The organism is Salinispora tropica CNB-440 (assembly GCF_000016425.1).
GTDB lineage: Bacteria > Actinomycetota > Actinomycetes > Mycobacteriales > Micromonosporaceae > Micromonospora > Micromonospora tropica.
The window spans coordinates 3,755,269-3,780,119 of the sequence record NC_009380.1 but is presented as its reverse complement, the minus strand read 5'-3'; the positions used below and the strand labels follow the sequence as shown (position 1 = coordinate 3,780,119).

Annotated in this window: 21 protein-coding genes and 1 pseudogene; 12 read left to right on the top strand and 10 right to left on the bottom strand. The window is 70.1% G+C overall.

Annotation, left to right across the window (positions count from 1 at the left end; genetic code table 11):
* Positions 1–54 precede the first annotated feature (54 nt).
* From qcrA to STROP_RS16485, 3 genes are all read left to right on the top strand, one after another.
* A complete protein-coding gene (qcrA, locus tag STROP_RS16495) occupies positions 55–1,140 on the top strand; it encodes a cytochrome bc1 complex Rieske iron-sulfur subunit (protein WP_012014504.1) in 1,086 nt (361 codons plus the stop codon).
* A complete protein-coding gene (gene qcrB, locus STROP_RS16490; RefSeq protein WP_012014503.1) occupies positions 1,137–2,747 on the top strand; it encodes a cytochrome bc1 complex cytochrome b subunit in 1,611 nt (536 codons plus the stop codon). The genes qcrA and qcrB overlap by 4 nt, the downstream gene beginning before the upstream one ends.
* A 144-nt stretch (positions 2,748–2,891) precedes the next feature.
* Complete coding sequence (locus STROP_RS16485; RefSeq protein WP_012014502.1) at positions 2,892–3,566, top strand: DUF4142 domain-containing protein; 675 nt, start codon at positions 2,892–2,894, stop codon at positions 3,564–3,566.
* 85 nt (positions 3,567–3,651) lie between these two features.
* On the opposite strand, the gene STROP_RS16480 is transcribed toward STROP_RS16485, so the two are convergent.
* The 5 genes from STROP_RS16480 to STROP_RS16460 form a co-directional block, all read right to left on the bottom strand.
* On the bottom strand, positions 3,652–3,939 hold the full coding sequence (locus STROP_RS16480; protein WP_012014501.1) for an Lrp/AsnC family transcriptional regulator: 288 nt from the start codon (positions 3,937–3,939) through the stop codon (positions 3,652–3,654).
* Between the two features lie 36 nt (positions 3,940–3,975).
* Positions 3,976–4,845 carry a nucleotidyltransferase family protein gene (locus tag STROP_RS16475; protein ID WP_012014500.1) on the bottom strand — a complete coding sequence of 290 codons (870 nt, stop codon included), beginning with the start codon at positions 4,843–4,845 and terminating at the stop codon, positions 3,976–3,978.
* The gene (locus tag STROP_RS16470; RefSeq protein WP_012014499.1) at positions 4,842–5,384 is read right to left on the bottom strand and encodes an NUDIX hydrolase; all 543 of its coding nucleotides are present in this window, start codon (positions 5,382–5,384) and stop codon (positions 4,842–4,844) included. Before STROP_RS16470 ends, STROP_RS16475 begins: the two co-directional genes overlap by 4 nt.
* A 53-nt stretch (positions 5,385–5,437) precedes the next feature.
* Positions 5,438–7,225, bottom strand: a complete 1,788-nt coding sequence (locus STROP_RS16465; protein WP_012014498.1) for a RelA/SpoT family protein — start codon at positions 7,223–7,225, stop codon at positions 5,438–5,440.
* 123 nt (positions 7,226–7,348) lie between these two features.
* Positions 7,349–9,106 (bottom strand): DEDD exonuclease domain-containing protein, encoded by a 1,758-nt coding sequence (locus STROP_RS16460; RefSeq protein WP_026275108.1) that lies wholly within the window; start codon positions 9,104–9,106, stop codon positions 7,349–7,351.
* A gap of 179 nt (positions 9,107–9,285) precedes the next feature.
* On the opposite strand from STROP_RS16460, the gene STROP_RS16455 reads away from it, so the two are divergent.
* The 4 genes from STROP_RS16455 to STROP_RS16440 all read left to right on the top strand — a co-directional run bounded on the left by STROP_RS16455 (position 9,286) and on the right by STROP_RS16440 (position 13,918).
* The gene (locus tag STROP_RS16455) at positions 9,286–10,845 is read left to right on the top strand and encodes an NYN domain-containing protein (protein ID WP_012014496.1); all 1,560 of its coding nucleotides are present in this window, start codon (positions 9,286–9,288) and stop codon (positions 10,843–10,845) included.
* A gap of 221 nt (positions 10,846–11,066) precedes the next feature.
* Complete coding sequence (locus tag STROP_RS16450; protein WP_018830579.1) at positions 11,067–11,273, top strand: hypothetical protein; 207 nt, start codon at positions 11,067–11,069, stop codon at positions 11,271–11,273.
* Between the two features lie 255 nt (positions 11,274–11,528).
* Positions 11,529–12,788: a M48 family metallopeptidase gene (locus STROP_RS16445; RefSeq protein ID WP_026275107.1), complete on the top strand. Its 1,260-nt coding sequence runs from the start codon at positions 11,529–11,531 to the stop codon at positions 12,786–12,788.
* Positions 12,785–13,918 (top strand): glycosyltransferase family 4 protein, encoded by a 1,134-nt coding sequence (locus tag STROP_RS16440; RefSeq protein WP_012014493.1) that lies wholly within the window; start codon positions 12,785–12,787, stop codon positions 13,916–13,918. The genes STROP_RS16445 and STROP_RS16440 overlap by 4 nt, the downstream gene beginning before the upstream one ends.
* A 58-nt stretch (positions 13,919–13,976) precedes the next feature.
* On the opposite strand, the gene STROP_RS16435 is transcribed toward STROP_RS16440, so the two are convergent.
* The 5 genes from STROP_RS16435 to STROP_RS16415 form a co-directional block, all read right to left on the bottom strand.
* Positions 13,977–15,629: a putative bifunctional diguanylate cyclase/phosphodiesterase gene (locus tag STROP_RS16435; protein WP_026275106.1), complete on the bottom strand. Its 1,653-nt coding sequence runs from the start codon at positions 15,627–15,629 to the stop codon at positions 13,977–13,979.
* A 97-nt stretch (positions 15,630–15,726) separates the two neighbouring features.
* Positions 15,727–16,536, bottom strand: a complete 810-nt coding sequence (locus tag STROP_RS16430) for an SAM-dependent methyltransferase (protein ID WP_012014491.1) — start codon at positions 16,534–16,536, stop codon at positions 15,727–15,729.
* A gap of 132 nt (positions 16,537–16,668) precedes the next feature.
* Positions 16,669–17,334 (bottom strand): response regulator transcription factor, encoded by a 666-nt coding sequence (locus STROP_RS16425; protein ID WP_012014490.1) that lies wholly within the window; start codon positions 17,332–17,334, stop codon positions 16,669–16,671.
* Between the two features lie 7 nt (positions 17,335–17,341).
* Positions 17,342–18,976 (bottom strand): sensor histidine kinase, encoded by a 1,635-nt coding sequence (locus tag STROP_RS16420; RefSeq protein ID WP_026275105.1) that lies wholly within the window; start codon positions 18,974–18,976, stop codon positions 17,342–17,344.
* Positions 18,977–19,047: 71 nt separating this feature from the next.
* Complete coding sequence (locus STROP_RS16415; RefSeq protein ID WP_012014488.1) at positions 19,048–20,847, bottom strand: AMP-dependent synthetase/ligase; 1,800 nt, start codon at positions 20,845–20,847, stop codon at positions 19,048–19,050.
* A gap of 126 nt (positions 20,848–20,973) precedes the next feature.
* Here STROP_RS16415 and STROP_RS16410 point away from each other — a divergent pair, with 126 nt between their 5' ends.
* The 5 genes and pseudogenes from STROP_RS16410 to STROP_RS16395 all read left to right on the top strand — a co-directional run bounded on the left by STROP_RS16410 (position 20,974) and on the right by STROP_RS16395 (position 24,849).
* Positions 20,974–21,417 carry an SRPBCC family protein gene (locus tag STROP_RS16410; protein ID WP_012014487.1) on the top strand — a complete coding sequence of 148 codons (444 nt, stop codon included), beginning with the start codon at positions 20,974–20,976 and terminating at the stop codon, positions 21,415–21,417.
* A gap of 38 nt (positions 21,418–21,455) precedes the next feature.
* Positions 21,456–22,079, top strand: a complete 624-nt coding sequence (locus STROP_RS16405; RefSeq protein ID WP_012014486.1) for a hypothetical protein — start codon at positions 21,456–21,458, stop codon at positions 22,077–22,079.
* Positions 22,080–22,139: 60 nt separating this feature from the next.
* Positions 22,140–23,096 carry an ROK family glucokinase gene (locus tag STROP_RS16400; protein ID WP_187151551.1) on the top strand — a complete coding sequence of 319 codons (957 nt, stop codon included), beginning with the start codon at positions 22,140–22,142 and terminating at the stop codon, positions 23,094–23,096.
* A gap of 67 nt (positions 23,097–23,163) precedes the next feature.
* Positions 23,164–23,349, top strand: a pseudogene (locus STROP_RS26210) (endonuclease/exonuclease/phosphatase family protein); the annotation flags it as partial.
* A gap of 93 nt (positions 23,350–23,442) precedes the next feature.
* Positions 23,443–24,849 carry a flavin-containing monooxygenase gene (locus STROP_RS16395; protein WP_012014484.1) on the top strand — a complete coding sequence of 469 codons (1,407 nt, stop codon included), beginning with the start codon at positions 23,443–23,445 and terminating at the stop codon, positions 24,847–24,849.
* Positions 24,850–24,851 lie beyond the last annotated feature (2 nt).

The following is a 24,851-nucleotide window of genomic DNA, read 5'->3' as shown; positions in this document are numbered from 1 at the left end:
GACCAACATTGCGTCGGTGTCGCGGGTCGGCATCGCCCACAGCGAGGTGACGGCATGACCACCACCCACCCTGGGCACTCGGGCGGCGACCAGCCGGTTGACCTGGATGACCCGGATCTCAGTCGCTTCGACATCGTTCGTGCGGGTGCTCGTGAGGACGACATCGAGATCGTCCACTACGAGCCCCAGGTTGTGCCGGGCAGCAAGGCCGAGCGTCGACTGAGCCGGACGGTCGCCCTGTTCTTCCTGCTGACCGGGTTCTCCGCGACCGCCTTCCTGGCGATCTACATCTGGTGGCCGTGGGAGTACGAGCTGGGCTATGGCGGTGACAAGTGGTACACGCCGCTGCTCGGTGTCACCCTGGGCATCTCCCTGCTGGGCATCGGCTTCGGCATCCTCACCTGGGGTAAGAAGCTGCTGCCCAAGGAGGTCTCGGTCCAGGACCGGCATGAGGGCGCGGTCAACGAGCGGGACCGCACCATCACCGCCCAGACGATGCTCTACATGGCCGACGAGCTGGGCGTGAAGCGCCGGCCGTTGCTGGGAGTCTCGCTGCTGGCCGGTCTCGCGCCAGTCGGCGCGGTGGCCGCGGCGCCGTTGGTGGGTGGCCTGATCTCGCAGCCGCACAAGAACAACCAGATGTTCACCACGGGCTTCGCGCCCACCGAGGGCGGACAGAAGGTCCGGCTGGTCCGTGAGGACGGCCGCCCGATCCGTCCGGCGGACATCAGCACTGGTGGTCAGATCACCGTCTTTCCCGGCATTGAGCACGGGGTGAGCAACCAGTATGCGGACTCGCCGGCGCTGCTGATTCACCTTCGGGATGCGGATGCGCAGGAGGCCCGCGAGGCCAACGTGCGGATCGGCCACGATGACTACATGTGGGGCAACTTCGCCGCCTACTCGAAGATCTGCACCCACGCTGGCTGCCCCGCCAGCCTCTACGAACAGCAGACCAACCGGCTGCTCTGCCCGTGCCACCAGTCGCAGTTCCTGATCACCGACAACGCGAAGCCCATCTTCGGTCCCGCCAGCCGGCGGCTGCCGCAGTTGCCGATCGTCGTTGACGACGAGGGTTACTTCGTGGCGACGTCCGACTACACCGAGACCGTCGGACCCGACTTCTGGGAGCGGCCGTGAAGCGGCGAAAGTTTGAGATGGCAGCCGTCCCGGGCAACGCGGCCCGGGGAGTGGACGACCGCTTCCAGGTGGCCACCCCGCTCCGTCGGCTGCTGAACAAGGTCTTCCCGGACCACTGGTCCTTCCTGCTGGGTGAGATCGCGCTCTTCTCGTTCATCATCCTGCTGCTCACCGGGGTCTTCCTGACCTTCTTCTTCGAGCCGGCGATGACCGAGGTGATCTACAACGGCAGCTACGCCCCACTGCGGGGCACGCCGATGTCCGCCGCGTACGCCTCCAGTCTGGACATTACGTTCGACGTCCGGGGTGGCCTGATCATGCGGCAGATGCACCACTGGTCGGCCCTGTTGTTCATGGCCGCGATCGTGGTGCACATGCTGCGGATCTTCTTCACCGGCGCGTTCCGTAAGCCGCGGGAGACCAACTGGATCATCGGTTCGCTGCTGTTCTGGGTCGGCTTCCTGGCTGGTTTCACCGGCTACTCCCTGCCGGACGACGGCCTCTCCGGCACCGGGCTCCGAATCGCCTCCGGCATCATGTTGTCGATTCCGGTGATCGGCTCCTGGCTCACGTCCTCGATCTTCGATGGCGAGTTCCCCGGAACGATCATCATCAGCCGGTTCTACATCGCGCACGTGCTGCTCATCCCCGGTCTGCTGCTCGCTCTGATCGGTGCCCACCTGGGGCTGGTCTTCAAGCAGAAGCACACCCAGTGGCCTGGCCCCGGCCGGACCAACGACAACGTGGTCGGCGAGCGGATGTTCCCGCGGTACGCGTTGAAGCAGGGCGGCTTCTTCATGGTTGTCTTCGGCGTGATCGCGCTGATGGCCGGCCTGTTCCAGATCAACCCCATCTGGTTGTTCGGGCCGTACGAGGCGTGGGTGGTGTCGGCCGCCAGCCAGCCCGACTGGTACGTGATGTTCCTCGACGGCTCTACCCGGTTGATGCCCGCATGGGAGATCTACATTCCAATCGGCGACGGGTACGTCATCCCGCCGCTGTTCTGGCCGACGGTCGTGTTGCCCGGGGTGCTGGTGGGTATGTCCGTGCTCTATCCGTTCATCGAGGCCCGGCGCCTCAAGGACCACCGCAGCCACAACCTGCTCCAGCGGCCGCGAGACGTCCCGGCGCGTAGCGGGCTGGGCGCGATGGCCGTCACCTTCTACCTGGTGCTGGCACTCTCCGGGGCGAACGACGTCATCGCCGACAAGTTCAATATCAGCCTGAACGCGATGACCTGGGGCGGGCGAATCGGTCTGCTGATCCTTCCGCCGCTGGCGTACTACGTCACCTACCGGATCTGTCTGGGTCTCCAGCAGCACGACCGAGAGGTTCTGGCGCACGGGGTCGAAACCGGCATCATTCGGCGTCTGCCGGACGGCCGGTTCGTCGAGGTGCACCAGCCACTCCACCGTGAGGACGGCGAACTGGAGTACGTCGGCTGGGTGGTGCCGAAGAAGATGAACCGACTCGGCGCGCTTGGCCCGGCGATCCGGGGCTTCTTCTACCCGATCGAGAAGCCTGCCGAGGCGCCGGTGTCGCCGGGACATCCGCCGGTTGATCCGGACACCGAGCGTTCGGAGATCACCAGCGGCGAGCGCCGCTGACCTCGCCCGCGACGTAACCGCACGTGGCGCCCGCCGGAGAACTCCGGCGGGCGCCACGCCTGTTGGGAGGCATGGCGGGGGACAGAGGAATAACCCCGGCCAGTCGGGTATCCGTGCGGTCCAACGTCTCTAGGGGGAGGACGAATGTTGGGATTCAAACGCCTGGGCCTGCTGGCCGCGCTGGTGCTGGTGGGTATCGCACCCGCCGCGGCTGCCCAGGCCGCGGCGCAGCCTTCACAGCAGGACACGCAGTACCTACAGGCCATCCACCAGGTGAATCTGTTCGAGATCAGCAAGGGGGAGATGGCCGGGCAGAAGGCCCAGGACCAGGGGGTCAAGAATCTGGGCCAGCAGATCGGGACTGACCACACCCAACTGGACGAGACGGTCCAACAGGTCGCCAACCAGCTCGGCGTCGAGCTGTCGAACGAGCCGACGGCGGACCAGCAGGACGCCATGGACCAGATGAACAACGCCAGTGGCGAGGAATTCGACCAGCTCTGGGTGACCAGTAACCTGACCGGCCACGTCCAGGCCATCCAGGCCACCCAGACAGAGATCTCGCAGGGTTCTGACTCGTCGGTGATCGAGCTTGCGCAGACCGCGCTGCCGACCCTGCAGACCCACTACGACGAGTTGGTCGAGCTGGCCAACCAACTGGGTGTCCCAGTCCCACAGAGCAGCGGCACCGGCACCCCGAGCCCGGGTATGACCACTCCGGGCCCCGGTGCCACCACCGAGAGCCCGGCTCCGGGTAGCACCACCGAGTCACCGGCTCCGGGCGGCGGCACTGAAACCCCGGCTCCGGGCATGAGTTGATCACGATGAGGTAGTCCGACGGCCGGTCCACCCCAGACGGGGCGGACCGGCCGCCGGCTGGCGGCGGCCGCCCCGGGCCGCCCCATCAGTCGGCGTTGGCGAGGCCGATCGCAAACGTCTGCTCGAGGTCGTGCTGCGAGTACGCGCGGAACGCGATGTGGGAGTCGGTGTTCAGTACCCCCGAGACCCTGGAGATGCGTCCCGCGATCACCTCAGCGATCTGCTCGAATTCGCGGACCCGGACTATCGCGACCAGATCGACCTGCCCGGCCACCGAGTAGACCTCACTGACACCAGGCAGCGCGGCGAGTGCCTCTGCCACCTCGGGAATCGAGTCGGTGGCGCAGTCGATCAGCACAATCGCGGTGATCACGGGAGTTCGCTCCGTTCGTCGGCGTCGTCGCTCATGCTAGACGCTCCCGGGAGCAGCGGGTTCGTTGACTACGACGGTGAGGTCGGTCCCCGCGCGGATCGCGTTCTGAACGTGCTCCTCCGCCCCCACGGTGCCGCCCGGCCAGACCACGGCCCCGGTGACGGCCCCGTGTACTCGCGCACCCGCTCCGATCACCGCAGACCGGCACGGGCCGGTTACCAGCGCCGTGGGGTCGACCAGGGTGTCGCCGCCCGCGGCGTGCAGGTTGGCGGTGAGGTAGTCGGCGGGCGTACCGGTGTCGTAGAACGTGCCGGGGTAGGGGATCACCGTCAGCTCACCGGTTGCCTCCGCCGGACGCCAGACCGTCCGGACCAGGTCGCCGAACTCCGCTGGCAGGCTCCGAACTCGCCGCCACGGCAGCAGGGAGAAGCCGGTGAAGGCGTGGCCGTTGAAGGTGCCGGGTGCCGTAGGGTCTACGGCGGGCTGGCCCAGCAGCCGTACGGTCTCGCCGTCCCAGTCGTGCAGGAGCGCGGCGATGTCCAGCCCGGGCGGACGATCCGGGTCGGCGAGGTACGCGTCGGCGTTTCCGACCAGCACGCCCCGCCCGTTGATCCAGTCGTGTAGCTTCGCCAGGCCGCCAGCGGTGCCGAGCGGGCCGTCGGGCTCCACCGACAGGTGGGCCCGGTCGCCGACGTGAGCGATCACCTGTGCAGCGAGGTAGCTGGCGTTGACCGCCACGCGGCTCGCCCCGGTCAGGCCGATCCCGGCGAGCCGCGCGAGTACCCGGTCGAGCAGCGGGACGTTCCCGACCGGACAGAGCGCCTTGGGTACCCGCTCGGTGAGCGGACGCAGACGGCTGCCCTCGCCGGCGGCGAGGACCACCGCGCAGATTTCGACGGAGGTCACGGCTGGCGGTCGGGGAGCGCTGGCGGGAACTGCCCCGCCAGCGGCCCGATGTCGAAGTAGCCGAGCAGGCGGGCCGTGGGCCAGGTCAACCGGGGCAGGGCGTCAAGTGGGTGCCAGGCGGCCTCGAAGACCTCCGCACCGTCGACGCGCAGGGTGGTGGTCGACGCCGGCACGGCGGCGGTGAACACCACGTCCACCCACCCCTTGTCGTGAACGACTGCGTTCGGTACTGCCGGGGTCAGGTCGTGTGGGGAGAGCCGGATGCCCGTCTCCTCGTACAGTTCGCGGCACGCCCCGAGCACCGGTGCCTCCCGCTTCTGCAGCAGCCCCGCCGGCAGCGTCCACCCTCGGCCGGGCGGTTGGCGCAGCAGAAGCAGCCGGCCCGTCCCTTCGGCCTCGGTGTCGCGAACGAGGGTGACCGCACCGACGATGTACTTCGGCACGGTCAGCCGAACCAGGCGACGCCGTACGGGCAGCGGGAGCCGGTAGAAGACCTGGTATGCGACGGCACGTCCGGATATCCGCGAGCGGCAGATCATGCGTCCAGGCTAGTGCCGTCGGGTGAGTCTCTGCCGGCCTGGGGCGGGCCGGGTCACCGTCGATGATCAACCAGGTCGATGAGCTGCTTGACCACCGTGTCTGGTTCGATCGCCCGGTCGAAGACCGCGACGAGCATCGTCTCCAGGTCGGGGTAGCCGAGTTCCTCGGAGAGTCGGAGTAGGGGCAGGTCGCTGGCGAGGCCGCGGTCGTGCTTGCGTAGGGCCAGCCCGACGGCGGCCCGGCCGAGGCGGACCTTGTCGGCGATGGAGATTCCGGGTTCGGTGTGGTCGGCGAACCATCGGTTGATCTGCATCTGGGCTTGTGGGGACTTGACGAAGCCGAGCCATTCCCGGCGGGGACCGCGCGGAGCCGCGTCGAAGTCGCCGGGCGTCTGCTCGGTCTCGGTGAAGATCTCCACGACATCGCCTTCCTCAAGGCAGGAGGAGAGCGGGGCGAGTCGACCGTTGATCCGGGTCGCCAGGCAGTGGTCGCCGCGCTCGGTGCCGAGTTCGTACGCGAGATCGACCGGGGTGGCCCCGGCCGGCAGCACCACCTGTTGCCCGTCAGCGAAGACCTGGATCTGCGCCTCGGCGAGGTCGCAGCGCAGCGACTCCAGGAACTGCGCCGGATCGGCGGTCTCCTGTTCCCAGTCCAGCACGCGTCGCAGCCAGTCCAGGTGTTCGTCCCGGACGGCCTGGTCCACGCGGGCATGGGCAAAGCGATAGCTGGCGGCGATGCCGTACTCCGCGCAGCGGTGCATCTCCTCGGTGCGGATCAGCACCTCCACCGTGCGATCTCTCGGCCCGCGGACGCTGGTGTGGAGGGAGCGGTAGAGGTTGTTCTTGGGAGAGGCGATGTAGTCCTTGAACCGGCCTGGCACCGGGGGCCACGTGCCGTGGACGGCGCCCAGAGCTGCGTAGCAGTCGGTGGCCGGGCCGTTCACGACAACTACGACCCGGGGCAGGTCAAACGGGTTGGCGTGGTCGCCGGCCAGGGTGTCCTTCCAGATCGAGTAAAGGTGGCGCGGACGGGGGGCCACCACGGCGTCGACGCGGCTGCGGCGTAGCGCCGTCTTCGCCCGGGACACGACCTCCGCCAGGTACGCGTCCCAGCCGGGCCGGTCGTGCAGGTGCCGGGAGATGCGGTCGTGCTCTTCCGGCTTCAGGTGCATCAGCACCATGTCATCCAGTTCTCGCTTGAGCTTCTGGATGCCCAGCCGGTCGCAGAGCGGAACGAGTACCTCCTGGGTCTTGCGGGCGATGCGTTCCCGGGACGCGGCGGAGCGAACCCCGAGCGTGCGCATGTTGTGCAGCCGGTCCGCCAGTTTGATAATCAACACCCGGACGTCCTTGCCGGCCGCGATGATCATCTTTCGGATCGTCTCGGCCTCGGCGGCCTTACCGTAGAACGCCTTGTCGAACTTGGTCACTCCGTCGACCAGGTGAGCGACCTCGGGACCGAAGTCGTCGGCGAGGGCCTGGAGGGTGTAGCGGGTGTCCTCGACGGTGTCGTGTAGCAGCGCCGCGACCAGGGTGGTCGCGTCCATGCCGAGACCGGCGCAGATCTGGGCGACCGCGAGTGGGTGGGTGATGTAGGGTTCGCCACTCTTGCGGAACTGCCCGCGGTGCATCGTCTCGGCGATCGTGTACGCCCGACGTAGCATCGACGGGTCTGTTCCGGAGTGGACGTTCCGATGCGTGCGGACCAGCTCACCAACGGGGTCGCTGTCGGTGGTGGACCACGCCAGCAGCGTCCGCAGCCGGCGGGTCAGCGGCAGATCAGCCGGCTGGGGCGGAAGCGCGCCCTCCAAGGCGGCGCCGTGTCCGGCGTCGACATCCACGAGGGATACCTCCTCACCCCGGCCCACGGTCACCGTGGCCGGTGCCGGGGCAGGCCCAGAAACGGGCAGGACTGCACTTGTTAACAGCCTATGCGAGTCACCGTCATCCAATCAGCCAGTTGGTCATGGGCTTTCGGTCGAGAATTGGCGGGAAGCGGCGTTTGCCGCCTTCGCCAGCAGGGTTTGGAACCGGCCCGCACCGGCGATCGGGGAGGCCCAGGCGGACGACATCTCCACCAACCGGGTCTCCGGACGCTCCAACCAGGACAAGATGCGCTCGGTCTCCTCGGCGCTGGTGGCCGGAGTCGGTCCGTGGCCTGGGGAGACGGTCTCCGCGGTCGCCCGGATCGTGGCGATTGTTGGTCGTGGGTGGACCCCGGGCGGAGACACGCCGGCGCCGGCCAGCCGTCCATGCCGCACCAGTGCCAACTCCCAACCTCCGTCCGATGCCGGCCGGGCAGCCACCACCTCGGCGATCCCGGTGAGCGCGGCGAGTCGCTGCATCCGGGTAATCGCGCGGAGCACGGCGGTCAGCCGGGACCGCACCACCGCGGCCTCCTCGTAGCGTTGTCCCGCCGAGAGTGTCTCGATCCGGCCAAGCAAGGCGTCCACCACGCCCTGCGGATCATCGCCGCACGCCCTACGGAAGGGCGTCGTCGCGCGATCCGCGTACTCCGTCGGGGTGATTCGGTGCTCGCAGGGTGCCGGGCAGCGACCCAGTTCGGCCACGGCGCAGGCCGGCGTGACCTTCCGTACCGACAGCCGGTGCGTGCACTGCCGCAGCGGCATCGCGTCGTGGAAGCCCGCCGCGGCGAGCTCCGCGGCGCGGCGGGAGGTGAAGGGCCCGAGGTAGGCCTCGTCCCCCGGGGCCAGGTTCCGCACCACCGACAGTCGTGGGTACGCCTCGTCGGTCAGCTTCAGCCAGACCACCCGCTCGGGGAACTTCGACCGTCGGTTGTACGGCGGGGCGTGTGTGCCGATCAGGCGCAGCTCCCGCACCTCCGCCTCGAGTGAGTGGGCGCACTCCACCGCCTCCACCCGTTCGGCGGCGGCGAGCATCTCCGAGATCCGAGCTCGCTTCTCCGCGGCCGTGAAGTAACTGCGGACCCGGGTGGCGATGTCGATCGAGGTGCCAACGTAGAGCGGACGGTTGTCGGCGCCCCGGAACAGGTAGACCCCGGGCGAGTGGGGCAAGCCTTCGGCGAGGTGCCGCTTGCGGCGCTGCGTGGGGGTGACCGCCCGGGCGAACTCGATCGCCTCGCCGATGGTGTGCACCCGGTGACCACCGAGCCGGGAGATCAATCCGTGGAGCACGTCAACGGTGGCCAACGCATCGTCCAACGCCCGGTGGGTGGGCCGGGTGGCGGTGCGGAAGTATGCCGCGAGGGTGCCGAGTCGGCGGTTGGGCACCTCGTCACGGGTCAGTACCCGTCGGGCCAGCGCCGCCGTGTCCAGCACCCGCGGGCTCGGCCAGCGATAGCCGTGCGCCGCGCAGGCCGCCTTGAGGAACCCCACGTCGTACGGGGCGTTGTGGGCGACCAGGACCGCGTCGGGGGGAAGGAACTCGAGGAAGCTCGGCAGGACCTCGGTGATCGGTGGGGCAGGCAGCAGCATCGACTGGGTGATTCCGGTCAGCACGGTGACGAAGGGCGGGACCGGTGTGCCGGGATTGACCAGGGTGGCGAGCACCCCGAGCTGCTCACCGCCGCGGACCTTCACCGCGCCGATCTCGGTGATGCCGCCCCCGTCCGGCGTACCGCCCGTGGTCTCGAGGTCGACCACGACGAAGGTGGTCGCGTAGAGCGGTAGCGCCGGATCAACGCCGCCGACAGCTGGGTCGAGACCGGCCAACAACTCCTGGACATATTTCTGTGGTGCCATTGGCGGGCACGTTAACGGCCCGGTCCGACACCGCACCCCCCGGCTGCGCAGCGTTCGCCATCGCATCGTCCCCGAAGCCGCCGACGCCAGCGCGCGGCGGAGCGTTGACAACAGTCCTGCGGCGAGATGTCAGCTCACTCGCTGGGCGGTGGGCCGGGCAACAGTGGGAGACTTGCCACATGCCCCTCGCCGAGCCCCACGACGACGACCACCGCCCCGCGCAGGAGTCGGTCGCCGCTGCGCCGGAGCCGGGCATCGAGGGTACGGGGGGCACTCTCGATGATCCGGTCGCCGCCGGCGCCACCGTATCCACCGCCAACCCGGCTGCCACCGGCACCGCCAGTTCCGGTGCCGGATCCCACAGCGCGGCCGACCCTGCGCCGTCCGCCGACGTTCCTCCGCCGCCGGGCGACGAGCCCGCAGCGGACGGGGGTCCGGAACCGGTGCTGCCGGAGCCGGTCCGGCAGCGGATCGTGGTGCTGGCCGCGGCGGTGTTGCCCGGCCTGCCCGTGGACGAGGTACCGGTCCCGCTGCGACGGGTGGCCAAGTTCGCTCCCAAACGGCGAGCGCGGCTTGGCGCGCCGATGATCGCGACCCAGTTGACCGGCGACCCACTGTTTCGCCAGCGGGTGGCCGCTCGGGTGCTCGCCGACGCCGGTGACCTCGGCGCGGCAGTAGTCGGGGGCACCGCGCCGGCCGCCGCCGAGCCGGTGGAGGTCGCAGCCCTGGCATACCTGGCGCGCCCGCGGGGGTGGCGGGACCTCATTGAGGCCAGCGGCTCGGCGGTCCGGGCCGAGGCGGACAGCGCGGTCGTCGCCGAGCTGGTCAGAGAGGCCGAGCAGCGGGCTACCCGGGCGGAGCACGACCGTGCGGTGGCCCGGGTCGAGGCAGACAAGCTCCGCGACGAGCTGGCCCGGGTCCGCGAGGAGCTCGGCCAACTCCGGGAGGAGTCGCGGAAGCTTGCCCGGTCGTTGCGCGAGACGCAGGCCCGAGAGCGCCGGACGAACGAGCTACTCGCCACCGAGCGGGGCCGGGCGGCGCGCGCGACGGCGGACGCCGAGGCGGAGCTACGTCGGGCCCGGGGCCGGCTGGCCGAGGCCGAGGCGGCGGCCGGGGTAGCCCGGGCCAGCGCCAAGGAGTCCAGGTCGGTCGACGACGCCCGGTTGTGGCTGCTGCTGGAGACGATCGGTCAGGCCGCGGTGGGCCTGCGGCGCGAGCTGGCGTTGGATCCGGCGGACAGGTTGCCGGCCGACTTCGTCGCCGATGCCTTCGCCGACCAGTCCGGCGCTCCCGTGGCAGGTGTCGCCACCCGAGCCCGGGACTCCGACGACCCAGCCCGGTTGGACCAGCTTCTCGCGCTGCCCCGGGCTCATCTGGTGGTGGACGGCTACAACGTCACCAAGCGGGGCTTCGGCGAGATGTCCCTGGAGCAGCAGCGTAAGCGGTTGATCACTGGGCTGGGTGGAATCGCCGCGCAGACCGGCGACGAGGTAACCGTGGTCTTCGACGGCGCCGAGCGGATGCATGGCCTGCCGCCGAGCCCGCGCGGCGTCCGGGTGCTCTTCTCCCGCAAGGGCGAGACGGCCGACGAACTGATCCGGCGTCTGGTCCGGGCCGAGCCGTCGGGCCGGCCGGTGGTGGTGGTCTCCGCGGATCGGGAGGTGGCCGATGGCGTCCGTCGGCACGGCGCCTACCCGTTGGGCGCCGACGCGCTGCTGCGCCGGCTGGCCCGTTCCTGACTGGTTGGCGGGGCTGGTCCCAGTCCGGACCGGAGCCGGCGCCAGCGGATTGTCGTCGGGGCCCGGGGTCGAGTTGATCGAGTTGTCCGGGTTCTGTCATACGCTGTGTCTAGCGTCGATGTGACCGACGGTGCTGGGCAGACCTCGCGGAGGCGTTGGGGTGGGGCGTGACCAGGACGCGACCTGCTGGCCCGATCACCGTCGGCGCGGCGGGAGGCGTGATGTCGATCGACTGTGACGAGTGCGCGGGCCGGGCTGACGGCTGTTCGGGTTGCCTGATGACCGTTCTGCTTGAGGAGACCGTGGAGTTCGGCGCGGCCGAAGCGCGGGCGATCGAGGTGTTCACTCGGGCGGGGTTCGACGTGCAGGTGCTGCCGGAGCCCCAACCCGCGGTGCGCCGGCCCGGCTGCCACCGTCGGGTGGCCTGACCTGCCCGTGGGAGCGGGGCGGGTCGCATGGTGCCGGTGGGGGCGGCGGGCCTCGTGCTGCCTACGGGTCTCCGGGTGCCCCCGGGTCTCCGGCCGCGATCGTCCGGTTGCCGCCGATGGTGTGCACTCCGCCCGTCGGGACCGGGTGGCCACTACGATGGGCGCGCACAGCGGGAGGAGTGGCATGACGCGGGAATGGCGCGCTGCGGGCGGGTCCGTCGCGACAGCCGGCATCGTGGGCCGGGCGGTGATCCGGTGAGCCCGCGCGGTTGGGCCCTGCTCACGCTGGTCGGGCTGGTCGCTGCGCTGGTCGTCACCGTCGCTGTGCTGATCCCGTGGCAGCGCCCGCCGGCCCCGCGGGCCGACCAACTCGCCGCCCTGGACGAGCTGCCACGAGACCAGGTGAGCAGGGGGCGGGAGTTCCGTGCGGCACTGCGGCCCGGCGGCTGGGCGGCGCTCGGCATCGGTCTGCTGGTGGCGCTCGCGCTTGGGCTCACCCCGCTGGGCAGCCGCCTGGTCGAGCTGGTCGGCCGTCCGTTCGGTGGGCACTGGGCCGCGCAGGCGGTGCTCGGCGGGCTCACCGTGGTGTTCGTCGCCGACCTGGTGACTCTGCCGTTCGCGGCCTGGCGGCACACCGTGCTCACCCGCTACGGGTTGGCCACCAACAGCTGGGGTGGCTGGACCGTTGACCTGCTGAAGTCGTACGTGGTCAGCGCGGTCATCGGGGCGGTGGCCCTGGGTGGCTTCTACACCGTGATCCGGCTGGCACCGCGCTGGTGGTGGGCGTTCGGTGCGGCCGGGGCAGCCGGCCTGGTGATGCTTCTGTCGTTTGTGTTCCCGGTGCTGGTGGAGCCGGTGTTCAACCGGTTCACCCCGATGGGGCCGAGCCCGCTGCGCACAGAATTGATGGAGCTGGCGGCTCGTGACGGCGTACCGGTCCGGGACGTGTTGGTGGCTGACGCCTCCCGTCGCACCCGTGCCGTCAACGCCTACGTCTCCGGACTGGGGCCGACCCGGCGGATCGTCGTCTACGACACCCTGCTGCGCGAGGCCACTCCGGAGGAGGTGACCGCGGTGGTGGCCCACGAGTTGGGGCACGCCAAGGACCGGGATGTGGTGGTCGGCACGCTGACCGGCGCGCTGGGCGCGGCGGCGGCGGTGGTGGCGCTCTACCTGCTCGGGTTCGTCGCTCCGCTGCTGCGGATGGCCGGTGTCGACTCGATCGATCAACCGCGTGCCTTCCCACTGCTGTTGGCGCTGGTGACGGTGGCCGGCCTGGTCTCCACGCCGGCGCAGGCCCTGATCTCCCGTCGGATCGAGGCGCGGGCCGACGCGCACGCGCTGGCGCTGACCAGAGACCCGGGGGCCTTTGTGGCGATGCAGCGCCGACTCGCCGGCATCAACCTCGCCGACCCCGATCCACCCCGGCTGGAATACCTCTACTCCGCCAGTCACCCGTCCACCGTGGAGCGGATCGCCGCCGCCCGCGCCTACGCCAGGAAGACCAGTCGATGAGCGAGAGCCGGACGTTGCTTGTCACGAACGACTTCCCGCCCCGGCCCGGGGGGATCCAGTCTTTCGTGCACGGCCTCGCGGTGCGCCAACCCGTAGGCTCGGTGGTGGTCTATGCCTCGAGTTGGCGCGGTGCCGAGAAGTTCGACGCCGACCAGCCCTTCGAGGTGGTGCGGGACGACACCAAGGTGCTGCTGCCCACCCCACCGGTGGCGCGGCGGGTCGCCCAGCTTGCCCGGGCAAACGACTGCGACACGGTCTGGTTCGGTGCAGCGGCACCACTCGGCCTGCTCGCCGCGGGCCTGCGGCGCCGGGCCGGAGTTCGGCGGGTGGTGGCGCAGACCCACGGACACGAGATCGGCTGGGCAGCGCTGCCCGGTGCCCGTTCCGCGCTACGCCGGATTGGCCGGGACGTCGACGTGACCACGTACCTGGGGGAGTACACGCGGCTCCGGCTGGACCGGGCGTTGCGCGGGGTGACCGAGCTGCGTCGGCTCGCGCCCGGTGTTGACGTCGACACCTACCACCCGACCGTCCGGGGTGAGTCGGTGCGGGCGCGGCTCGGGTTGGTCGACCGACCGGTCGTGGTCTGTGTGTCCCGGCTGGTACCGCGCAAGGGGCAGGACACGCTGATCCGGGCGATGCCAGAGATCCGCCGAAGGGTCCCGGACGCGGCACTGCTGATCGTCGGAGGCGGACCGTACCGGAACGGGCTGGGGAAGCTGGCCCGACAGATCGGCGTCGAGCGGGACGTGGTCTTCACCGGTACGGTGCCCGCGGCGGAGTTGCCCGCGCACTACGCGGCCGGCGACGTGTACGCGATGCCGTGCCGCACCCGGAACCGGGGCTTGGACGTGGAGGGGCTGGGCATCGTCTACCTTGAGGCCTCCGCGACCGGGTTGCCTGTGGTGGCCGGCGACTCCGGCGGCGCACCGGACGCGGTGCGCGACGGCGAGACGGGTTTCGTGGTGCGGGGGCGGGATGTGGCCCAGCTCGCCGACCGGGTGGCGATCCTGCTCGCCGACCGGGACCTGGCCCGTCAGTTCGGTGCCGCCGGTCGGGCTTGGGTCGAACGCGAGTGGCGGTGGGAGACCCAGGCCGCGCGGATGACCACTCTCCTGCAGCCTGAGTGACGTGGTGGTCTGGGAGGACCGGTCGTCTGACAGGACCGGCCCCTGGGCCTGTGCTCCGTCAGCCCAGTCGGGCCAGGATCCGGTCAGCGGGTTCTGGACGGCCGAAGTGCCAGCCCTGGGCGGCGTCACAGCCGATGGCCCGCAACCGTTCGGCCTGCCCGGCCGTCTCCACTCCCTCGGCGGTGACGGTCAGGTCCAGGGCGTGGGCCAGCGAAACCAACGACGCGACGATCCGTTCGTCTGCCTGGGGTTCCTGGGTGCGCAGCCCGGCAACGAACTCCCCGGCCACCTTCAACTCGGTTACCGGTAAGTCGCGCAGGTACGCCAGGTTGCTGTAGCCGGTGCCGAAGTCGTCGATGGCGATGCGGACACCGAGGTCGGCGAGGTGGCGCAGCGCCCGCACCGGTTCGTCGGCGGGGCTCATCATGGCGCTCTCGGTAATCTCCAGCTGGAGGCGTTCCGGCGGCAGCCCGGTGTGCCGCAGCAGGGTTCGGACCTCCTGCACCAGACCCGGTCGGTGTACCTGCCGGACGGCCAGGTTGACGCTGACAAACGGTGTCCCGCCGGTCACCGACCAGCTTCCCGCTGTTCGGCAGGCTTCGGCGAGCACCCACCCACCGAGCGGGACGATCAATCCGGTCTCCTCGGCGAGGCCGATGAACCGGCCCGGGCGCAGAACACCCAGCTCCGGGTGCCGCCAGCGCACCAATGCCTCCACGCCCAGCAGGCGGCCGTCGCGCAGTGAGGTAAGTGGTTGATAGTCGAGGTAGAACTCGCCCCGGTCCAGCCCGGCCGGGATCGCCGCGGTCAGTGCCTGGCGGGTCAGCTCTCGGCGGTCGCGCTCGGCGTCGTAGAGCATCCACTGACCGCCGCCGGCCGCCTTGGCCCAGTGCAGGGTGCAGTCGGCGGCCCGCATCAGTTCGTTCGCGGAGGCGTCTGCGACCTGCCGCTCCGCGATGCCGATGCTGGTCCGCACCGTCACCTCGTGGCCCGCCACCGTGGCTGGTTCGTGTACGGCAGCCAGGGCCGCCTCCGCCACCGCGATCACGTCCCGGGTACCGCCGGTGCGTTCGATCAGGATGACGAACGCGTCGCCGCCGAGCCGGGCGACCAGATGTCCGGTGAGGGCCTGCCGCAACCGGTTGGCCACGTCAGTGAGCACCCTGTCACCGGTCTGGTGCCCGTACTGGTCGTTGACCCGCTTGAACTGGTCCAGGTCGAGAAAGCAGAGGCCGACCCGGTCCGTGTCCCGCTGCGGCGCCGCTAGCGCCGCGGTGAGCCGCTCGGTGAAGAGATTCCGGTTTGGTAGGTCGGTGAGCGAGTCGTGGGTGGCCTGGTGCCGAAAGCGGGCCTCACTGGCCCGGAGCGCCCGTTCGGCCTTCGTCCGCTGCGCCAACGCGGCCCGCCGGATCGACTCCTGCTCGTCCAGCGTGCGGTCGCGTAGCGCCCGGGTGTATCCGGTGGTCACGGCGGCGAGCAGCCGGGCCAGCCGGTCTGCCACGTCCTCGGTGACCAAGCCCAGATCGCGTACCAGGCGGAGCTGAACGACCTCAACAGTCCGCCCCAGTGCCTCGGCCGAGGCGATGTGTGCGGCCACCAGTTCGGTGCCGACGCGCTGACCGGCTCGTAGGTCGAACGGCTCGGCGAGTAGGGCCGCTGCCAGCTGCCGGGCGAGGCGGTTGAGTAGCTTTTTGAGCTGTGCCTGGGTCATCGGCAGGTAGCTCGTCCCGGCGATCGCGTTCGCCCATTCCTGAGTGAAGGCCTCGATGCCGGAACTGGCGCCGCTCGGCTGAGTCGCGGTGGCTGGGCTAGCCACCGATCCGCCCCACGCCACCGAGGAACGCCGTTGTCTCGGCGTTCACACTGCTCTCCGGTGTCTCCGGGTGCCACTGTGGAACCCACACCACCCCGGGCTCGACCAACTCGAAGCCGTCGAAGAGGGTGGCTAGTTCGGATCGGCTCCGAAACCACAGTGGACTGCCGGTGCGTCGGTACACCGCCTCGGCATCGCTCCGCTCGGTGTCCTGCCGCCCTTCGTCGCTGGCCTGCGACAGCACCAGCCAGCTTCCGGGGGCGAGGGCATCACGCAGGGTCCGCAGCAGCTCGGCGGGGCGGTCGTGGTCGGGGATGAAGTGCAGCACGGCGACGATGAGCACCGCGATCGGCTGGTTGAGGTCGAGTAGCCGACGGAGCTCGGGGTGGCTGAGGATTCGGTCGGGGCGCCGTAGGTCCTCCTGCACCACGGTTGCCTGGTCGTTGTCAGCGAGAATCTCCTGGCTGTGTGCCACCGCCACCGGGTCGGTGTCGACATAGACGACCCGGGAGTCCGGCGCGACCTGCCGGGCGATCTCGTGCACGTTGCCGACAGTGGGGATTCCTGAGCCGATGTCAAGGAACTGCCGGACTCCGGCATCGGCCAGGAAGTGCACCGCCCGGCGCAGGAAGGCGCGGTTCGCCTGGGCCATCAGTGGGGCCTCGGGAACGGCCGCGACCATAGCCTGCGCCGCTGCTCGGTCCACCGCAAAGTTGTGGGAGCCGCCGAGGTAGTAGTCGTACATGCGGGCGACGCTGGGACGCTCGATGTCGATGTCGTCGGGTGCCCAGTCCGGCCGTACCATGCCTCACCTCTTTGTGCGCACGGGGCCCGCCCCTGCAGACCACCCTTCCGCCGGGGGAGACCTTAGCGCGACATCGCGCCGGCCGACACTGTCGTCGATGAGAAGTTGTCCGCTCGTTAGGTGAGCGGCAGGTCAGAATTTGGGCGCGTCGGGGGCCTCGAGGAGACCGAGCCGGAGCGCTGTCATCAATGCCTGGGCGCGATTGGCGGCGCCGAGCTTCTCGTACAGTTTGGAAATGTGGGTCTTGGCAGTGGACTCACTGACGAAGAGCTGCTTGGCGATGCCGGCCACGCTCATTCCGTCGGCAAGCAGGCGTAGCACCTGCCCCTCGCGTGGGGACAGCTGCGGCCCGGACGGGGCCAGCCGACGCTTCATCGCCTCGGCCAGGTCGGCGGCGGTGAAGGCACTGGGCGAGGAGGCGGCGTGCCGGGCGGCGGCGACCACCTCATCCGCCGGGGCGGTCTTCGGGACGAAGGCGCTCGCGCCCGCCTCGAGCGCGCCGAAGAGCTGGTCGTCGCCGGCGTACATGGTCAGCACGACGATACCCATCGTGGCGCTGGACTTACGCAGTGCGCGGGTGGCCTCGAGGCCGCTCCCGTCGGGCAGTCGCAGGTCCATGATGACCACGTCTGGCTGGAGGGCACCGGCCTGGCGGACCCCCTCGGCCGCGGTGGCAGCCTCGCCGACGACCTCGAACTGCCGGTCGCGCTCGAAGGCGTGCCGTAGCCCTTTGCGAATCAGGTCGTGATCGTCCACGAGGAGGACCTTGGTGCGAGTGGCTGGTGTCGGTGTGGTCATCCTCGGGTTACTCCCCTTCTGCTGCGGTACTGCCACGCACGTTATCGCGCTGGGGCGACGAACCAACCACCACGGTCACCGTTGTGCCACTCGGCTGCCGTGGCCGGATCTCCAGTCGACCTCGGATACGTTCCGCCCTCTCAGCCATGATCGCAAGGCCGTAGTGTCCATCCGTATGCTGGTCGGAGATCCCGTGACCGTCATCCGACACCTCGATCTGAGCGTACGGCGGGTCCACCGCACAGGTGACCCAGAGGTTCGCGGCGCTGGCGTGCTTGCGGGCGTTGGCCACCGCCTCCTGGGCGATCCGCAACAGCTCGGCCTCGGTGGTGGCGGGCAGGCGGGCGGTCGACTCGTCCAACGACAGGTGCACCCGCAGGCCGCCGGAGACCCCGACCGTGCGCGCGTACTCGGCGATGGCGGCGGCGAGGCCGCCGTGCCGGTCCACCTCGCTGCGCAGCTCGAAGAGGCTGAGCCGCAGTTCGGTAATGACCCGGGTGACCTCCTGCCGTAGCCCGCGCAGCGACTCAGCGGTCTCCTCGGTGTCCTCGTGCACCGTGGCCAGTGCGTTGTCGATGCCGTAGCCGACCATCACCAGCTCCTGGGCCACCCCGTCGTGGATCTCCCGGGCGAGTCGTTGCCGCTCCTCGTTGGTGGCCAGGGAGCGCACCTCGTCGAAGAGCAGGGCTGCCTCCAGGCGCAGTGCGGCGGGGGAGGTTAGCCCGGTCGCCCGGGCCACGACCGCAGGCGGGTACGCGTGCGCGACATCCGCTTCCAGCACGACCAGCCCGACCGTACGCACCCCGGCGACCAGCGGCACGATCAGCGCGGAGACCTCCCCACCGACGTGTGAGCGGGCTTGCGAGTGCGCGGCGGTCTGTGGCTGCTGGCTGGCCCACGCGTCGGCGATCGCCGAGTCCGCGTCCAGCGTGGTCTCCCAGTCCACCCGATCGGAACCGCACTGGGCCAGGACCACCAGTCGCCCACCACCACTAGCCGAGAGAACTGCCGCCCGGTCCGCCCGGGTCAGCGCACGTAGCTCCTCCAGCAGGTGCTCGGAGATGCCCCCCGGATCTAGCGTGGCTCCGGGTAGCTGTCTGGCTACTGTACGTAGCTGGGTGAGGAGGCGGGTCGCCTCCGCGTACGGCTGGGGCTTGCTGTTGCTGCGCGCCCGGATCATTCGGTGCAGGGTCCGCGCCGCATAGAGCCCGAGGCCGGAGAGGGCCAACCACTGGGCGCTGACCGCCAGGTAGCCGACCTGGAAGAGCTGCCGTTGGCCGTCGACCTCGGTCAGCGCCCCGGCCAGCAGCAAGGTGAGACCGATGGTCGCCAGCAGCCCCGCGCCTTCGCGGAAGCGTCGGCGCAGGGCGGTGACGGTGATCGGGACGGTCAGGTACGGCAGCACCGCGGAGGCGCCCAGCCCGGCGTTCGGCACGCCGATCGTCGCCACCGAGGCGACGTGGCTGGTGGCGAGCCCCAGCACCACCACCTCGGCGCCCCGGCCCAGCGGCCCGAGCCGATCGTGCGTCGGCGCGAGCAGCGCCGGCAGGCCCGCCACCGCCAGGAGTGCGATCCACCACAGCTGAGCGGGGTCGTTCGTGGCGAGCAGGCTCAGTACCGCCACCAGGGCCAGCATCACCACGCGTGCGGCAGCGGCGAGGGGATGCGTTCGGGGCGATCTCGGAGTGGAGGTGGGCACGTGACGGATCGTAGTCAGCTTCGGTAGATATCGGCGATTTCCGTCGCGTACGACTTGTGCACGATTTGTCGTTTTACCTTAAGGGACGGGGTCAGCTCGCCGGTCGTCTCGGTGAAGTCCCGGGGAAGGATTCGGAAGACCTTGATGGCCTCAGCCCTGGACACGGTGCGGTTGGCCGCGTCGATCGCGGACTGGATCTCGGACCGCAGCCCCTCGTGTTCGCGGAGCTGCTCGACCGGGGTTGTCGCGGGCAGGCCAGCCTCTTCCAGCCACGCTGGCAACGCCTCCTCGTCCACGGTGACCAGCGCCGCGACAAAGGGCTGTCGGTCGCCGATCACCACGCACTGGCTGACCATCGGGTGCGCCCGGACCTGGTCCTCAAGGACCGCCGGAGCGACGTTCTTGCCGCCCGCGGTCACGATGATCTCTTTCTTCCGGCCGGTGATCCGTAGGTAGCCGTCGCTGTCGAGTTGGCCCAGATCGCCGGTGCGGAACCAGCCGTCGGCAGTGAGCACATCCGCGCTGGCGGCCTCGTTGCGCCAGTAGCCCTTGAAGACCAGGTCCCCGGCGATAAGGACCTCGCCGTCGTCGTCGATCCGGATGGTCACCCCGGGCAGTGGGCGGCCGACACTGCCGATCCGGATGGCATCGGGCAGGTTGGCGGAGGCGGCGGGGGAGGTTTCGGTCAGCCCGTAGCCCTCGTAGATGACGACCCCAACGCCGCGGAAGAAGTGTCCGAGCCGCGCGCCGAGTGGCGCACCGCCGGAGATCGCGTCGCTGCACCGCCCGCCCAGCGCGGCCCGCAGCTTGCGGTAGACCAGTCGGTCGAAGAGCGCGTGCTGGACGCGGAGCGCCAAGCCGGGCCCGCTAGAGGTCTCCAACGACTCGCTGTACGCGATGGCGACAGCCTCGGCACGGGCGAAGATCCGGCCCTTGCCGGAGGCGTCTGCCTTCTGCTTGGCGCTGTTGTAGACCTTCTCGAAGACCCGGGGGACGGAGAGCACGAACGTGGGGCGAACCGTCTGCAACCGGGAGAGCAGGTCGTTGGTGTCCGGGCAGTGGGCCATCGTGGCGCGGGCCTGCACCACACCGACCTGGATCAGTCGGGCGAAGGCGTGCGCGAGTGGCAGGAACAGCAGGGTGGAGGCGCCCGGGCCGAACAGGTTGGGCAGCACCGGCACGGCGTTGGCCACGTCGGCGAGCATGCTGCGGTGGGTCAGCATGCACCCCTTGGGGCGGCCGGTGGTGCCGCTGGTGTAGACGAGGGTGGCGAGGTCATCGGCGTGCACGGCCGCGCGCCGCTGCTCGATCTCGGTCGGGTCAACCGACTCGCCGGCGGTGACCAACTCGTCCAGTGCGCCGAGGTCGATCTGCCACACGTTCGTCAGCTCGGGCGTCCGGTCGCGCACGCCGGCGACCAGCGCGGCGTGCGCGTCCGTCTCCACCAGTACGGCGACGGCTCCCGAGTCGGACAGGATCCAGGCGGCCTGCTCGGGGCTGGAGGTTTCGTAGATCGGTACGGTGACCGCGCCAGCCGCCCAGACTGCGTAGTCGAACAGCGTCCACTCGTACCGGGTGCGGCTCATCAGCCCGACCCGGTCGCCGGGCCGTACCCCGGCTGCGACCAGGCCGCGTGCCACCGCGACCACCTCGTCGCGGAACTGGCGGCAGGTCACGTCGGTCGAGGCGCCGTCGGCACCCGCACGGATGAACTGCACCACGTCTGGGGCGACCTCAGCGTTTTCCCAGACCGGATCGGTTAGATTGGCCGAGTCGCCGACGGTGACGATCGGTGGGACGGAGAACTCGCGCACCTGCACTCTCCTCGTGATCACGCTGGCCGGGCAGGCCGCCCTCGCGGTCGGCTCTGTCGCAACCTACCCGTCATTCGCGGAGGGTGGTGCAGACAGGTTCGTCACATGGCCGGGTAGCCTCCCCCCATGGCGGACTCCTCCACCCAGTCGATCACGATCGGCGCGGCACCGGAACAGGTGGCGGCGGTCATCTGCGACCTGCCCCGCTACCCCGAGTGGACCGACACGTTGCGGCAGGTTCAGGTTCTTGAGGAGTACGCCGACGGCTACGCCCGTCAGGTGCGGTTCACCCTCGACGCCGGAGTTCTGGTGGACGAGTACGTGCTGGTGTACGAGTACGCAGACGACCTCAGTCGGATCGAGTGGCACCTCGCGGCGCCCTCCCGAATGCAGCGTACCCAGCGCGGTTCGTACGACCTGGCCGGCAACGCCGATGGCACGACCACGGTGACCTACACGCTGGAGGTCGAGCTGTCGGTCGGGATGCTTGGGATGTTTCGCCGCAAGGCTGAGAGAATGATCATGGAAGCCGCGTTGAAGCAGCTCAAGCATCGGGTAGAAAGCATCTGACGCGCCGCAGTGAGCGCGTTTCGGTAGAGGAGCCGACCATGGGGGCAACGGATCCGGGTTCGGCCCGGGAAGAGGCGGAACGACTGGTCGCGACCCTGTTGGCCGCGGCGCGGCTCTCCGCGACCGGCGTAGAGGATGGCTCCCCGTGGGGCCCGCTCGGTGGGATCGTGTCGACTGTTCTCGGTCAGGCGGGGAGTTCGACCGGTGCCGGTCTGTCGACCGGCACGCCGGAGTGCTGTGTCTGCCCAGTCTGCCGGGCGATTGTCGCCTTACGGGACCCGAGTCCGGAATTCGCCGAGCGGCTCGCCACCGGGGCCGGTGATCTGGCCGCCGGAGTGGCGAGCCTGCTCCGAGCGTTCGCCTCGGCGCAGCCGGCCCCCACGCCGGCGGAGGACCGCACCCCCGAAACCCCGGCACCGGGGAGCCCAACCCCCGTGTGGCGGGCGGCAACCCGGAGCAGGCATGATTCTCCGTCGGCGCCCGAGGGGGACGCCTGGTCCGCCGCGACTCGGGTGGAGGAGGCCCCCGTCCCGGCCGCCGCACCGCCCGTCAACGTCGCCGGGTCGGCCGTGACAGAGAACGTACCGGCGACGGCTGACCGTCCCGTGGTGCCCGCCGCCCGGGTGCCCGGTGACACGGGCGAGGATGCCTGCGGGGCCTGACCCAACACCCCCGACCCGACCGGCGTAACGCCCCGGGGCCGGGCAGCACAGCAGAGGGGAGTGGCAGCGGTGACGCTGACCATCGGAGTGGACGTCGGTGGCACGAAGGTCGCGGCCGGCGTCGTGGACGACACGGGCACGGTGCTCGTGCAGACCCGACGGGACACTCCCGCGGATGATGTCGGCAAGACCTGCGACGTCATCGTCGAGGTGATCCGAGAGCTTGCCGAGGGCCGGGCGATCGAGGGAGTCGGCATCGGGGCGGCCGGCTGGATCGACGCCAGTCGCTCAACCGTACTCTTCGCCCCGAACCTCGCCTGGCGTGACGAGCCGCTGCGCGAGTTCGTCAGCGGAGCCACCGACCTGCCGGTGATCGTGGAGAACGACGCCAACGTGGCGGCCTGGGCGGAGTTCCGCTACGGCGCGGCCTGCGACGCCGAGGACTCGATGGTCATGTTCACCATCGGCACCGGGGTCGGTGGTGGCATCGTGCTCGGCGGCGAGCTGGTACGTGGCGCGCACGGCATCGCCGCCGAACTGGGACACATGCTCTCCGTGCCGGACGGGCACCAGTGCGGCTGCGGCCGGTTGGGCTGCATCGAGCAGTACGCCAGCGGGAGCGCTCTGGTGCGGCTCGCCCGAGCCGCAGCCCGCCAGGAACCGCACCGCGCCACCGCCCTTCTGAAGTGTGCCGGCGGCGACGTTGACGCGATAACCGGCCGGATGGTCACCGCCGCGGCGCAGGACGGCGACCCGGTCTCCACCGAGGCGTTCGCCCAGGTCGGCCACTGGCTCGGCAGCGGCCTCGCCGACATGGCGCAGATCCTGGACCCGCAGGTGTTGGTGGTCGGCGGTGGCGTCGTCGAAGCCGGTGACCTGCTGCTGGGACCGGCCCGCACCTCCTTCACCGCGGCGCTCGCGCAGCGGGGTCGGCTGCCGGTGGCGCAGATCTGCCCCGCCAAACTCGGCAACAACGCCGGTCTCATCGGCGCCTCCGACCTCGCCCGTCGGATCTAGGACGCGGGCCGGGACGACGCGGCGGCGCTGGTCCGTACCACGGTGGTTGTGGTGCAGGAGGGGCCCGGTGGCGGCTCGCCGGACCGACCGGCTCCCGTTCCTCCAGGTGAACCCCCTGATGTCGGATCGACGCGCTCGTCGTTGACCCGCGGATCACCGTGGTCCCCACAACGTGGTGGACACTCCGCAGGCCCGCCGGGCCAGTGACCGCCTCCCGGTCCTGGCCGACCTGCCAGTGCCCGGGCCCGGCTGACCGCCTGGTGGGCCGGGCTGGACATTGGGCATCCGATGTGGGCAGGATGCTGCGCGACCCGGCATCCGTGCCGCATATAAGGAGAATCCCTCGGTGACCACCTCCACCGATCACGGTCGGCCCGACCCGGAGTCGAGCACCCTCGACCTGACCCGTGACGGCCGCTCGGTCTCCGACCGCGGTGACACGGTCTGTGTGATCGGGGCGGGCCCGAGCGGGCTGACCGCGATCAAGAATCTGACCGAGCACGGGTTCGGCGTCGACTGCTACGAGCGGGAAACCGGAGTCGGGGGGGTGTGGAACTGGCGGCACGACCGCAGCCCGGTGTACGCCAGCACCCACCTGGTCTCGTCGCGTCCGTTGACCCAGTTCCCCGACTTCCCGATGCCGGACGACTGGCCGGACTATCCGCATCACAGTCAGTTGCTGTCCTACCTCGAGCAGTACGCGGACCATTTCGACCTGCGCCGGCACGTCTGGTTCGGCACTGAGGTGGTACGGGTCGAGCCGGTCACCGGCGACCGGTGGGACGTCACGACCCGCAGCACCGGCGGCTACGGCCCGGAACGGACCTCCCGGTACGCCGCGGTTGTGGTCGCCAACGGCCACAACTGGTCGCCGAAAATGCCCAACCACGAGGGCCTCGCGGAGTTTCGCGGTGATGTCATTCACGCCTCGGCCTACCAGGGTCCGGCGCAGTTGCGGGGCAGACGGGTGCTGGTCGTCGGGGCCGGTAACACCGGCTGTGACATCGCTGCCGAGGCAGCTCAGCAGGCCTCCCAGTGCTGGCACTCCACACGCCGTGGCTACTGGTACGCGCCGAAGTATCTCCTCGGCCGCCCGGCTGACCAGGTCAACGACCTGCTGCTGGCGCTGCGGGTGCCCCGGCGGCTCCGACAATGGCTCTACGAGCGCCTTCTCCGGGTGAGTGTGGGGGATCTGACCCGCTTCGGTCTGCCGCGGCCCGACCACCGGATGCTGGAGACGCATCCGATCGTGAACAGTCAGCTTGTTTACTATCTGGGCCATGGCCGGGTCACTCCAGTGCCGGACGCCATCCGCTTCCACCGGGATTCCGTCGAGTTGGCGGACGGCCGGCAGGTCGATCCGGAACTGGTCGTGTTCGCCACCGGCTATCTGCCCCGGTTCGAGTTTCTCGACTCGAAGGTCCTTGGCGACGATGGCAGGACCGGGTGTCCGGTGCTGTGGCTCAACGCCTTTGTGCCGAATCACCCGACCCTCGCCGTCGCCGGCCTGGTACAGCCGGATTCTGGCATCTTCCCGCTGTCCCATTGGCAGACCGTGCTCTTCGCCCGACTGCTGCGACTGCGGGAGAGCCACCCCGGTAAGGCGGCAGCCTTCGCCGCCGCGGTGACCGCGCGGGCGGGGGAGCGCTACTCGGGGCCGGTCAAGGAGAGCAGCCGGCACTGGTTCGAGGTCGGTCACGCCGACTACCTGCGCGCCCTGCAGCGCGCCCTGCACGACCTGGAGGCCAAGTGAGT

Excerpts from the sequence above, each read along its gene's own strand:
- qcrA (WP_012014504.1), top strand. The coding sequence starts at position 55 with ATGACCACCACCCACCCTGGGCACTCGGGCGGCGACCAGCCGGTTGAC.
- STROP_RS16485 (WP_012014502.1), top strand. The coding sequence starts at position 2,892 with ATGTTGGGATTCAAACGCCTGGGCCTGCTGGCCGCGCTGGTGCTGGTG.
- STROP_RS16470 (WP_012014499.1), bottom strand. The coding sequence starts at position 5,384 with ATGATCTGCCGCTCGCGGATATCCGGACGTGCCGTCGCATACCAGGTC.
- STROP_RS16460 (WP_026275108.1), bottom strand. The coding sequence starts at position 9,106 with ATGGCACCACAGAAATATGTCCAGGAGTTGTTGGCCGGTCTCGACCCA.
- STROP_RS16455 (WP_012014496.1), top strand. The coding sequence starts at position 9,286 with ATGCCCCTCGCCGAGCCCCACGACGACGACCACCGCCCCGCGCAGGAG.
- STROP_RS16450 (WP_018830579.1), top strand. The coding sequence starts at position 11,067 with ATGTCGATCGACTGTGACGAGTGCGCGGGCCGGGCTGACGGCTGTTCG.
- STROP_RS16440 (WP_012014493.1), top strand. The coding sequence starts at position 12,785 with ATGAGCGAGAGCCGGACGTTGCTTGTCACGAACGACTTCCCGCCCCGG.
- STROP_RS16435 (WP_026275106.1), bottom strand. The coding sequence starts at position 15,629 with ATGACCCAGGCACAGCTCAAAAAGCTACTCAACCGCCTCGCCCGGCAG.
- STROP_RS16430 (WP_012014491.1), bottom strand. The coding sequence starts at position 16,536 with ATGGTACGGCCGGACTGGGCACCCGACGACATCGACATCGAGCGTCCC.
- STROP_RS16425 (WP_012014490.1), bottom strand. The coding sequence starts at position 17,334 with ATGACCACACCGACACCAGCCACTCGCACCAAGGTCCTCCTCGTGGAC.
- STROP_RS16410 (WP_012014487.1), top strand. The coding sequence starts at position 20,974 with ATGGCGGACTCCTCCACCCAGTCGATCACGATCGGCGCGGCACCGGAA.
- STROP_RS16405 (WP_012014486.1), top strand. The coding sequence starts at position 21,456 with ATGGGGGCAACGGATCCGGGTTCGGCCCGGGAAGAGGCGGAACGACTG.